Raw genomic sequence first — 11,251 nt, forward strand, 5'->3', positions numbered from 1 at the left:
GGATGTGTCCCGGCGGCTGTTCCGCCCGGGCACGCAAGCGACCCTAAGCTGGAGCACCATGATGAAGGTTGCCATTGTCGGCTGCGGAGGCAGCGGCAAGTCGTACCTGGCCCGCGAGCTGGGGAAGATCCTCGACGCCCCGGTGACGCATCTGGACGCCGCGTTCTACGACGACGACTGGAACGCGTTGCCGATGGACAAGTTCGCCGAGCTGCAGCGGGAGCTCGTTGCCGAGCCGCGGTGGGTGATCGACGGCAACTACAACTCGACGCTCCAGATCCGGCTGGAGTCCTGCGACACCGTGGTCCTCATGGACGTGTCCACGATCTCCGCGCTGTACGGGATCTTCTCCCGGCAGCTGCGGCACGGGGCCGGACACAAGGGCAACGGGGTACACAACCGGATCCACTGGGGCGTGATCAAGTACGTGGCGACGTACCGCCGCAAGATGCGCCCGCGCGTCATGGCCAAGATCAACGAGTTCGCCTCCAGCCGATCCAACGTCGTGCTGCTGGCCAACCGGCAACAGACGCGCCGCTGGCTGCAACAGGTGGCCGCCCAGCACAGCTGAGCCATCCGCGCCCGCGAGGGGAGGGCGCGGCATGACCGAGGTCAATCCCTTCCTCGACCCCGTGCGGCAGGCGGACCTCTACGGCGATCCGTCTCGCCTGGCCGGTCGGTCCAACGCCCTGATGCGAGCCAAGACCGCAGGCCGACCCGTGCCGGACACGATCGTCGAGCTGGTGCGGGCGCACCACGCGCGAGCGGACCGTCTCGGTGTCGTCCTGGACATCGGCTGCGGTCGCGGCACGAGCAGCGCGATGCTGGCCAGCCTGCTGAACCCGGAGCGGGTCGTGGGATTCGACGCGGCCCCGGCCCTGATCGACCAGGCCCGCGAGCGGACCCGCCATCTGCAGGGCGTGCAGGTGAGCTTCCTCCAGGGCGACTTCCACCAACTGCCCCTGCCCACAACCTCGTGCGACCTGGCAGTGGCCGCGTTCTGCCTGTACCACTCAACGCGCCCGCAGGCGGTCATCGCTGAGATCAACCGCGTCCTCGCCCCCGGCGGGCTAGCCGTGCTGGTCACCAAGAGCCTCGACAGCTACCGGGAGCTGGACCAGCTGGCCGCCACCGCGGGCCTCGACCCTCGCGCCGAGCAGCACGAGAGCCTGTACGTCTCGGCGCACAGCGGCAACCTCGCCGCGCTGGCCGCGACATCGCTCGACGTCGTGACCGTCGAGAACGAGGAACACGTCTTCACCTTCGACGGCCACGACCACATCGCCGAGTACCTGGCCACCAACCCGAAGTACGACCTCGCCCCGGGGCTGTACGGCCAGCCGGACGCCCTGGCCGCCGTACTGCACGAGTTCGTGCCGGACCAGCCGCTGACCGCCCGGTCCGTCATCACGTTCGTCGTGGCCCGGCCCCCGGAGGGCCGATCATGACGAGCGCACACTTCACCAAGTTCTACGAGACACCCGATCAGGTCTCCGCAGCCGTCCGTCACCACTGGTGGCTCACCGAACACGCGCGCCCCATGCGACTGCCGGCGTTCGTGGTGATCGGGCATGCCAGCCTGACGTACCGGTGGATCGAAGGACGCCCGGTCCAGCCCGAGGACCTGACCGCGCTGGCCACGCTGCTGGGCCATGCCCACGGCGGCGCCTGGGCCAGCGACCTTCAGGCCGCCGATCTGGCCACACCGCACCGCTTCCAGGACGGCACTGCCTTCGCCGACTACCTCGGCCCCCGCCGAGTCGCGCTCCAACGCCGCCTGGAGCAGGGCTACTTACCCAACAAGGCCGCCCTGTACGCGGTGTTGGCGCTGTTGGAGAAGACGGCGGAGGGGCCCGTCTCCTTCTACAAGGACAGCAACCCCCGCAACTTCCTCATCACTCCTGCCGGGGCCGTCGTGACCGTCGACACCGACGACCTCACGCTCGCGCCGATGGCGTACGACCTCGCGAAGCTGATCGCGACGCTGCTGCTGACGTACGGACCGCTCCCCGATGACGCCATCGGCACGGCGCTGAGCGCATACAACGAGGCCGCCGGGCACCACGACATCCGCCTCGGTGCCACGGACCGCCCTCGCCTCGACGACTTCCTCGCCCTGCACGCCGTTTTGACCGCCCCCTACATCGGGCGCAACGGCTACAGCTACGGCTGGCCCCCCGCCTACCCCAGACTCCGAGGTTGAACATGATCACCACCGAACTCGTCTTCGTCCGCCACGGCGAGGCACAGTGCAACGCCGACGGACTGGTCGGCGGACCTCGGACCTGCACCGGACTGACCAACCGCGGCTACACCCAGGTGGAACAGGTCACCCGGCGGCTCGCCAACGAACACCGCCGCCAGCCCTTCGACGCCCTGTACGCCGGGCCGCGCCTACGCCTGCTCCAGACCGGCGAGATCATCAGCCAGGCCCTTCGCATCCCGCTCACCACGGACGTACGGCTCGACGGTCCCGTCCACGGCGAAGCCGACGGCAAACCCTGGGCCGAGGTGAAGACCGCCGCCGACGGCGGGCCTCACGCCCACCCCGACACTCCCTGGGCGCTGGGCTCCGACACCTGGAACGGATACCTGGAACGGGCCGGCGCCCACCTGGCACAGCTCATCGCCGAACACGAGGGCGACCGCGTCCTGTTCGCCGCGCACGGCGAGACCGTGATCGCCGCCCACACCCTGCTCCTGGGCCTCCCGCCCGGCTCCCCGGCAGGCTTCACCCACACCCACGCGTCCGTCACCTGCTGGCAGCACCACCGCAACCGGCTCGACCAGACGAGGTGGATCCTCGACCGGCACAACGACACGTCCCACCAGGCCCTCCCCATGCAGGAGGCCACCTCATGATCACGTCCCGCGTCGATCCGCGCCTGGACCTGGCCCGTAACCGCATCGGCGCCGTCCGCGTCATACCGGACCCGTCCCTTCCGCCCCGCCTGCTCCAGCTGGCCGACGGCCGGGGACGCAGATACTTCGCCAAGCAGCACGGCGGCCGGGCCCGGTATGTCCAGGAGGTCCGTGCATACCGGACCTGGGCCCCGCACCTCAACGGGCACGTGCCCGATCTGGTCGGGTGTCACGACAGCACGCACACGTTCCTTGTGACCGCGCTGTCCGGCACGCCCGCCGACACCGTCCCCCCGGGATCGCCCGAGGAAGATCTGGTCCACCACGAGGCGGGCCGTATCCTGCGACTGCTCCACCAGGCCACCCTCATCCCGCGCTCCGGAGCCGTCGGCCCCGACCTGGCAGACCGCCTCGCCCGCTGGATCCAGCGGGCGGATGAGGCCGGCCTCATTTCCGCCGACGAACGCGGACTGCTGGCCGTCCACCAGGACGTCCTGGCGGGCACGCTCATGGACAGCGCGGCCTGCCACCTCGACTACCAGCCGCGGAACTGGAACATCGGCGAGTCCTTCGGGGTGTACGACCTGGAACACATGCGCCGTGATGCCCGCATCCGGGACTTCGCCCGTCTCGAATTCCGCCGCTGGCAGGCGGCTCCCCGCCTCAGGGAGGCGTTCTACGCCGGATACGGCCGCCGCCCCAACGACACCGAGCAACGCCTCCTCGAATCCTTCGGTGCCATCGAGGCGGTGACGGCCCTCGTCCGCGGAAGCGAGCAGGACGATCTCGCCCTCACCACCCACGGCCGCACGGTCCTGACCCGGCTGAGCTGAAACGCCAACCCCACCGCTACTGGAGACGCACCGTGACACAGCAGCTGAGCCCCCAGCACCCCCAACTTCCGCGCCGGGCCGTCGTGACCGGAGCCGCCGGATTCATCGGCTCCCACCTCGCCCACGCCCTCGTCCAGGCCGGGACCACGGTCATCGGCGTCGACCGTCGCGACCCGGCCACCCACCAGGCTGCCGCAGCCAACCTCGCCCCCCTGCGGTCGCTGCCCGGGTACATGAACGTCACAGCTGACCTGGTCAGCTGTGCCATCGATCCCCTCCTCATCGACGCGGACGCCGTCTTCCACCTCGCCGCCATCCCCGGGGTCCGCCCCTCCTGGGGAGCCCAGTTCGGCGACTACGTCGCCTCCAACATCGTGGCCACCAAGCGCCTGCTGGACTCCGTCGGCCGTCTGCGCGTCCCTCGCCTGGTCGTCGCCTCCTCCTCCAGCGTCTACGGCACCACCGACGGCGGGCCCAGCGTCGAGACCGACCACCCGCATCCAGCGTCGCCGTACGCCGTCACCAAACTCGCCGAGGAACAGCTCTGCCTCGCCCACGCCGCGCAGCCGCACTGCCCCACCACCGTCGTCGCACTGCGCTACTTCACCGTCTACGGCCCCCGCCAACGCACCGACATGTTCACCCACCGCGCTCTGCTGGCCGCCCTGACCGGCCAGCCCCTGCACCTGTACGGCGACGGTCACCAGCGCCGGGACTTCACCTACATCGACGACGCGGTCGCCGCCACCATCGCCGCGGCCACCGCGCCCCACGCGCACGGGGTGATCAACGTGGGAGGAGGAGCGAACGCCTCCCTCCTCGAAGTGATCCACATTGCCAACAGCCTCGCCGGCCGCGAAATCGAGGTGCTGCAGGACGGCCCCCGCCACGGTGACGTCCTCACCACCCGCGCCCACCCCGGTCGCGCCCACGAGGTCCTGGGCTGGCAGGCACAAGTCGACCTCCACAGCGGCATGCGCGCCCACATGCAGACCCTCACCGCCGCGCCCACCATGCACGGCCAGGCTGCCTAACCAGCAGGAATTCAGGAGGAGTTGCTGTGGAGAGCCCCGAGCGAGCACGACTCGACACCTTCTTCCGGCGCGTCACCGAGCATTTCCCCGCCGCCGGCCCGATCACCTCACTGATCATCACGCACCTGCTCTCCGAGCGCCCGGCGTTCCTCCGCGCGATGGCCGCAACCTCGACCATCGGCGCCGTCCTGCCCAAGCCCAAGTCCATCGACCAGCGAACCCTGGAGGAGGTCCGGGATCTCTACCCCGTCCACGACCTCAGCCGGGACCTGTTCGCCGACCCCACCCGTGCACTGGAGTACGTCGAGGACACAGCGGGAGGCCAGGACATCGTCCTGGCGGACATCGGCGGCTACTTCGCCCCCAGCCTCACCACGGTGGTCGAGAAGTTCTCCGGCCGCGTCCTCGGAGTCGTGGAGGACACGGAGAACGGCCACCAGCGCTACGCCGGACTCGATCACCTCCCGTGCCCCGTCATCTCGGTGGCCCGCTCACCCCTCAAGGACTGCGAAGACCACCTGGTCGGCCGGTCCATCGTCTTCTCCACCGACGCTCTGGTCCGCGCCCGCGGCGACATCCTGACCAGCCGCAACGCCTGCGTCCTCGGCTTCGGCAAGGTCGGCCGCGCCATCGCGCAGACCCTCCGCGCCCACGACCTGCGGGTCACGGTCTACGACAAGGACCCCATCCGGCGCGTGCAGGCGCACTCCCACGGCTTCCGTACGACCACCACCACCACCGAGGCGGTCAAGGACGCCGAACTCGTCCTGTGCGCCACCGGGAATCTCGCCCTGCGCCAGCACGACTTCGCCGCCCTGCGCAACGGCGCCTACCTCGCATCGGTGACCTCCTCGGAAGACGAACTGGAACTCACACCCCTCCACGACCTCTACCAGCGCATACCCGTGGGCGATCAGCTGACGCGCTACGAGATCACCGGCCACTACTTCTACGTGCTCGCCGACGGCGGCGCCGTCAACTTCGTCCACGGAGCGGCCGTCGGCACCTACATCCACCTCGTCCAGGCCGAGATCCTCGCCGCCACCGCCGCCCTCAGCCACAGATTCTTCGAGCCGGGCCTGCACACCATGCCCACCACCGACCGCCAGACCATCGCCGGGATCTGGCTCGACCACTTCGACAGGTGACCCCCATGCCTCCGTCCCCCGACCACATCCGCGCCACCGCCGAGGCATACCTCCGCCGCCACCCGGACGAACAGCAACTGCTCGCCCCGCTGTTCACCGGTCTGGCCAGTGCGCAGGACCCCGCGAACCGCAAGACCTTCCCCGCTCACGTCACGTGCAGTGCCATCGTCCTCGACGCCGCCGACCGTGTGCTGCACATCCATCACAACGCCACCGGCAAGTACCTCGCGCCCGGTGGCCACACCGAACCGGGCGACCAGAACCTCGTCCACTCCGCCCTCCGCGAACTCTTCGAGGAAGCCGGCATCCCCGACCACGTGGTCGCCCCGCTCCCCGGGTTCGAGACGGTTCCCCTGGACATCGACGTGCACGACATCGACGCCAACCCCGCCAAGGAGGAACCGGCGCACCAGCACATCGACTTCCGCTTCGTCTTCCGGCTCACAGCCGAGCACAGGGTGACGCTCCAGGCCGAGGAGGTCAGCGGCTACGACTGGCGGCCGTTCGAAGAGACCGCGTCGCCGACCGTCCGCGCCAAGCTCGCGCTCCTTGAACGTCCCGCACGTTCCTGAAACGCCGACCGACCGGGGGTATTGCCATGTCCGCCGCCTCACTCGCACAGCCGCGCATCGTACGCCGCCACATCGCGGTCATCCCCTGCCGGTGGGGTGCCTCGCGCTTCCCCGGCAAGCCCTTGGCCCTGCTCGGGGACAAGCCTCTGCTGTGGCACGTGCACCAGCGATGCCTGGAGGCCAAGCGTCTCGACGGCGTGCTGGTCGCGACCGACGATGCACGCATCGAGGCCGCCTGCCGCCGCCTGGGCATCGAGTGCATGCGCACCCGGGAACATCTCACCGGCACCGATCGCGTCGCGGAGTGCGCCGAGCGCGTGTCCGCCGACGGCTACATCAACGTCCAGGGCGACGAGCCGTTCATCGCGCCGGCCGCGATCGACGCGGTCTCCGACGCTCTGCACCACCTCACCACCGGCAACCTCGCGGTGAACGCCTATACGGAACTGGTCGACGCAGCATCCGTACTCGACCACAACGTCGTGAAGACCGTGGTGGGAACGGGCGGAAGCGCCTTGATGTTCTCGCGCCAGCCGATCCCCTATCCACGGGGGGCTCGCCCCACATACCTGCGTCAACTCGGGCTCTACGGCTTTACGGGTGAGGCTCTCCGGCAATTTCAACAGCTCCCTCAGGGGCCGTTGGAGAAGGCCGAGGGCGTGGAGATGCTGCGTTTCATCGAGCACGGGCACGGCGTTCGGATGCTTCCGGTCGCGGACGAGGGCCTAGCCGTCGACACGCCCGAGGATCTCGCTCGGGCCTTCACGATCCTGCGCAGCCGACCGCATGGCCACGATCCAACCGAACGGGGCAGCGCTCAACAGACCCCCGCGCAGCGGTAGAAGAGATCCCGGCTTCGATCGGTGCCTGAGTCTTCGTGTAACGCGAAAGCCTCGGCCACCGTCTGAATGGGGCCACCCGAGCGCAGGCACACACCATCGATCGCCCAACCTGCTGACGACTTTGGCGACTCGTCAGACCGATCGGGTCGAATCGAGGTTTTCACCCCTCGCGCATTGAAAGGAAGATCATGCGTCACCCGACGCTCCTCGATGCCATCCTCCATAAGCGAGGATGGCGGCGCCACGAGGTATTCGTGGCGCAGCTTGCCAGCGCAGGCGCCCGAGCGGCCAAGCACTACGAGAACCCGCGCTTGGCCAGGGTGAGGAGCGTTACCCGGACCACATTGGGACGGTGGTGTGCCGGTACCCAGGAGCCGCGGGGCGACGCGGCGACGGTCGTGGAATTCTGGCTCGGGCACACCGTGAAAGAACTCCTCGGGCCGGCGCCGGAGCGAGAACTCGTACTTGCCCGAAGTCTTCATGACGCTTCGCTCGCCGCCGCGCACCGACTGGACATCAGGTTCGACACGTCCTTCCTGTCCGTTGCCGCCCCAGTTCCGGGAACCGGCGGGGTGTGGCATTTGGACGGCCTGCGAATCCTGGACGGCACGTCCGTCTCGGTCCAGATGTACGAGGCTTCACTTCAGCCCGACTCTGTAGTGATCGGGCCGGAGGATCTTGAGCATCTGAGGTACTTCACCCGGTCCACGCGCCGGGCGTTGCTCCTCGGGTCCCTAGGTGCCCAAGGAGCCGACGATCTCTATGCGTTGGACGCGGCACACGCACGGCGTCAGCTCGCCATGCCCGTGCAAAGGCTGCCGATTCCCATGCCGTACCGGCTCGACGAGCTGACCTACGCTCTCCTGTGGGCCTGCTTGAATCTGGACGACAGTCTTCTCGCCGACGACGGCACTCTCCATACGGAACTGGAAAGGCTCGACTTCCACCTGGATCAGGGCCGCTCAGCTGCTGCCCGAACCGCCTATACAGATCTTTCCCAGGTGGGATCTCTATGGCTCGGATCGCACGCCTGCGCAGCCTTCGTCGAGCGGCATTTGAAGGCCGGCGACGTGAGTCCTGTGATGTGGTCGCGGGCCCAATTCGGCGAACAGGCGGCGGCCTGGCTCCTGTTCCGCGAACGCCACAGCCTTCTGCGGTTCATGCGTGACCGCTCTTCGGGCCTTGAAAGCGACCCCGGTTGCGCCCTGTGCGTGCCTGAATCCGCCGTACACGGCAGCGAGCCGTACGAACGGCTGTTGCTGCTGCTCATGGTCGCATTGATGGAGTCACACGGTCTGACCGTCTGGGTCTGCACGCAAGAGGACTACGCTCAGCTCCCCGAATTCCATCTCACCCCGGACCGGCGCGTCATCGTGGCCGACTGGCTGGCTCCCGACGCGGTATGGAACGTGGAGAGCGTCGATGCCAGAGGCGCATCCGATGCCTTCGCCCAAGCGGTCCATCATGCTCGGACGGGCACCATCGCCGAGGGTGCCACACCTGCCGAGCGGATACGGGCGTTCGCCGAGTACCTCGGTCTCGGCCAGGACTGGCCCCGACTGGTCGAGCGCTGCCGCGAACTCGGCGGGTACGGCACTGCCGGCCTGCTACGGGCGCGAAACCGCTTGATCCACACAGGCGAAATCGACCGAGTCCTGCGCTTCCTCGGCGAATTCGACCTCGCCTCCTGAGGACACACGGCATCGCCGTGAATCAGCGGGCCGAACGAATGGCCCGAAGTCACCCTGGGCCGTGACGAATACGGTACAGGGTGGCGTCATTTCCGTGTCCTCACGAGCACCGGGACTCGCTTTTACCCTGCCCTCAAGGGGAGTTGATCGACCCGGGCGACTCCCGCCCATCCCGGAAGCGGCTCCGGCACAGCCTGCCCATCGTTCCGGTGTCGTTCCGCCCTTCTCGCTCTCGTTCCCGACGCCGATTCATTCGGAAAGCCCGAATCTGCCCCGGCCAGTGGTCCCCGTGCATCTTGAAACGACTCACGAACGACTACTTCAGGTGTAGCGACGACCGGTTGAAGCGAGCAAGCTCTTCGTTACTCCTGATGCTGGCGGGAGCAGGCTTTCCTACGGGGCCGTGGACTGCTGCCGAGGCGACGCGTTCGACGGGTCTCAGCGTCGTGGCAGCGTCCACGTGTAGCCGGCCGGGGCGGCAGCTTGACGCCGTCGGCACGGCTGGTTCACGGCAGCGAGTTTCGCCGGCATCGGGCGGTCAGCGACGCGTCGGCACCGAGCCGGAGCTCAATCCATCCTGTCGTTTCGAGGACATCGATGTCTGCATTCACTTCGCCCGCTGCCGAATCGCCGGGCCCGGCCCGCAGGGGAGTCCGGCACCGCCGGATTCGCCAGGAACCCGACCCGGCAGCCCGGGCGCTGCGCCGGCGGCTGATCGTGCTGGCAGTGGCTCCTGCCGGATTCATGCTCCTTCTGACGGTGGCCGCCGGCATGTTCGTCGGTACGACAGGCTTCCCCCCGAAGGCTGCCGCCTGGCTGATCGCGGGTGTCACCGCGGCCGGGGCCATCGTGCTGGTGGCCTCCTTTCACCACGCAACGACGGTTGGCCGCGAAGTCGAGAGGGAGACCCGGCTCGTCGCGGAGTGGCTGGAGTACCTGCACAAACAGGTAGCCGCTGGCGGAGAGGAGGCCCGGCAGTCGGCCTCCCGGTTGCAGCGAGGTCAGCGCCCAGTCGTGGCTGCTACCGCGTCCGATATCGAGGGTGACCACCCGTTCGCCCGCCTGGCGCATGAGCTGAGCGCCTACCGGGCGGTGGTGGGGAACGCCATGACGCAGGCGGCGGGTCAGCGGGTGCAGGTCTTCGTCAACTTCTCCGACCGGCTGAAGAGCCTGGGCAACGCGGCGCTAGCGAAGCTGGACGACGTCGAGCGCGATGTCGAGGATCCCGACCACCTGGCGGCTCTGTACAGCGTGGACCACGACATCACCCGCATCAATCGGGCGGCGGAAAGTATGGCCGTGATGGGCGGTGTCCAGTCGTCGCGCGATGAGGACCCTCAGTCCGTCAGGGCCGTGCTCAGGCTGGGCATCCAGGAGATCCACACCTATGCGCGAGCCAAGGTGATCATCGCTCCAGACGCCCACCTTCCCGGGTACGCCGTGGCCTCGGTGACTCACCTGCTGGCCGAGCTGCTGGAGAATGCCACCGCTTTCTCCAATCCGTCCACCCGGGTGGACGTGAGTGCCTCGCTCATCCCCGTCGGACTGCTGGTGGAGATCGACGACAAGGGTGTCGGCATGGAGCCCGAGATCCTCGCTGAGATGAACGCCCTTCTCGCCGACCACGAATCCTCCGACGCCGGTGCGCGGTTGATCTCGGCAGGCCAGAACGGACTGTTCGTCGTCGCCTCGCTCGCCCGCCGGTACGGCATCACGGTCCAGCTCCGCCAGAACATGTACGGCGGGATCCAGGCCGCAGTCGTCGTACCGCACGCGCTTCTGGAAGCCGGCCACCTGGAGGTAGCCGAGCTACAGCGACGGGTCGCCCGTAGGCCGGCAGCCCCCTCGCCCGCGCCACGACCGTCGGCAGCGACACCTACCCACCAGATCTCCCCGGCCGCAGGGGCACGGAGCGCTGTCGCCCACCCGAGCACGCCGACGGGCCGGCCCACAGGGCCAACACCCGCGCCCGCGATAGCAGGTTCCGCGGAGACGGCCACGCTGTACCTGGTCGACGGCGGTACACCCGGCCCGGTCGGGGGCCTGCGCCCCCTCCCTGTGCGTCCCGACCTTCCGCAGTCTCCCGAGACGAACCCGACGCAGACCGGGGCACGCACGGGCGACGACGCCCCTCAGCCTGAACACAACTGGCAGCTGGCCGACCAGTTCACCAGCGGATGGCACTCAGCCGCGCGTGATGACGGCGCAGGACCCGAGCAACCTGCTCCCGCCAGCTGACCCCCACCCTTTGATCCAAGGAGAAGATCAC

The 11,251-nt window shown here is 68.5% G+C and carries 11 protein-coding genes; all 11 read left to right on the forward strand.

All coding sequences use genetic code 11. The features are described 5' to 3' along the window. The first annotated feature begins 58 nt into the window (after nucleotides 1–58). The 11 genes from OHB00_RS18440 (at nucleotide 59) to OHB00_RS18490 (ending at nucleotide 11,220) form a co-directional block, all read left to right on the forward strand. Complete coding sequence (locus OHB00_RS18440) at nucleotides 59–571, forward strand: topology modulation protein (protein ID WP_406435984.1); 513 nt, start codon at nucleotides 59–61, stop codon at nucleotides 569–571. 31 nt (nucleotides 572–602) lie between these two features. After that, complete coding sequence (locus OHB00_RS18445) at nucleotides 603–1,448, forward strand: class I SAM-dependent methyltransferase (RefSeq protein ID WP_406435985.1); 846 nt, start codon at nucleotides 603–605, stop codon at nucleotides 1,446–1,448. After that, nucleotides 1,445–2,203 (forward strand): phosphotransferase, encoded by a 759-nt coding sequence (locus OHB00_RS18450; RefSeq protein WP_406435986.1) that lies wholly within the window; start codon nucleotides 1,445–1,447, stop codon nucleotides 2,201–2,203. Before OHB00_RS18445 ends, OHB00_RS18450 begins: the two co-directional genes overlap by 4 nt. A 2-nt stretch (nucleotides 2,204–2,205) precedes the next feature. Beyond that, nucleotides 2,206–2,862, forward strand: a complete 657-nt coding sequence (locus tag OHB00_RS18455; RefSeq protein WP_406445849.1) for a histidine phosphatase family protein — start codon at nucleotides 2,206–2,208, stop codon at nucleotides 2,860–2,862. Continuing rightward, nucleotides 2,859–3,695 (forward strand): aminoglycoside phosphotransferase, encoded by an 837-nt coding sequence (locus OHB00_RS18460; protein ID WP_406435987.1) that lies wholly within the window; start codon nucleotides 2,859–2,861, stop codon nucleotides 3,693–3,695. Before OHB00_RS18455 ends, OHB00_RS18460 begins: the two co-directional genes overlap by 4 nt. A gap of 32 nt (nucleotides 3,696–3,727) precedes the next feature. Further along, a complete protein-coding gene (locus tag OHB00_RS18465; RefSeq protein WP_406435988.1) occupies nucleotides 3,728–4,729 on the forward strand; it encodes an NAD-dependent epimerase/dehydratase family protein in 1,002 nt (333 codons plus the stop codon). Nucleotides 4,730–4,755: 26 nt separating this feature from the next. Beyond that, nucleotides 4,756–5,877: an adenosylhomocysteinase gene (locus OHB00_RS18470; RefSeq protein ID WP_406435989.1), complete on the forward strand. Its 1,122-nt coding sequence runs from the start codon at nucleotides 4,756–4,758 to the stop codon at nucleotides 5,875–5,877. Between the two features lie 5 nt (nucleotides 5,878–5,882). Continuing rightward, nucleotides 5,883–6,449 carry an NUDIX hydrolase gene (locus OHB00_RS18475; protein ID WP_406435990.1) on the forward strand — a complete coding sequence of 189 codons (567 nt, stop codon included), beginning with the start codon at nucleotides 5,883–5,885 and terminating at the stop codon, nucleotides 6,447–6,449. A 26-nt stretch (nucleotides 6,450–6,475) separates the two neighbouring features. Then, nucleotides 6,476–7,291 carry a 3-deoxy-manno-octulosonate cytidylyltransferase gene (locus OHB00_RS18480; protein ID WP_406435991.1) on the forward strand — a complete coding sequence of 272 codons (816 nt, stop codon included), beginning with the start codon at nucleotides 6,476–6,478 and terminating at the stop codon, nucleotides 7,289–7,291. A gap of 188 nt (nucleotides 7,292–7,479) precedes the next feature. Beyond that, a complete protein-coding gene (locus tag OHB00_RS18485) occupies nucleotides 7,480–8,982 on the forward strand; it encodes a hypothetical protein (protein ID WP_406435992.1) in 1,503 nt (500 codons plus the stop codon). Between the two features lie 483 nt (nucleotides 8,983–9,465). Further along, nucleotides 9,466–11,220 (forward strand): ATP-binding protein, encoded by a 1,755-nt coding sequence (locus OHB00_RS18490; RefSeq protein ID WP_406435993.1) that lies wholly within the window; start codon nucleotides 9,466–9,468, stop codon nucleotides 11,218–11,220. The last annotated feature ends 31 nt before the right edge of the window (nucleotides 11,221–11,251 follow it).

The sequence above is a fragment of the Streptomyces sp. NBC_00631 genome (genome assembly GCF_045206895.1).
GTDB lineage: Bacteria > Actinomycetota > Actinomycetes > Streptomycetales > Streptomycetaceae > Streptomyces.

Bases quoted from the DNA above. Each gene is read 5' to 3' on its own strand.
- OHB00_RS18440 (WP_406435984.1), top strand. From the start codon at position 59: ATGATGAAGGTTGCCATTGTCGGCTGCGGAGGCAGCGGCAAGTCGTAC.
- OHB00_RS18445 (WP_406435985.1), top strand. From the start codon at position 603: ATGACCGAGGTCAATCCCTTCCTCGACCCCGTGCGGCAGGCGGACCTC.
- OHB00_RS18450 (WP_406435986.1), top strand. From the start codon at position 1,445: ATGACGAGCGCACACTTCACCAAGTTCTACGAGACACCCGATCAGGTC.
- OHB00_RS18455 (WP_406445849.1), top strand. From the start codon at position 2,206: ATGATCACCACCGAACTCGTCTTCGTCCGCCACGGCGAGGCACAGTGC.
- OHB00_RS18460 (WP_406435987.1), top strand. From the start codon at position 2,859: ATGATCACGTCCCGCGTCGATCCGCGCCTGGACCTGGCCCGTAACCGC.
- OHB00_RS18475 (WP_406435990.1), top strand. From the start codon at position 5,883: ATGCCTCCGTCCCCCGACCACATCCGCGCCACCGCCGAGGCATACCTC.
- OHB00_RS18480 (WP_406435991.1), top strand. From the start codon at position 6,476: ATGTCCGCCGCCTCACTCGCACAGCCGCGCATCGTACGCCGCCACATC.
- OHB00_RS18485 (WP_406435992.1), top strand. From the start codon at position 7,480: ATGCGTCACCCGACGCTCCTCGATGCCATCCTCCATAAGCGAGGATGG.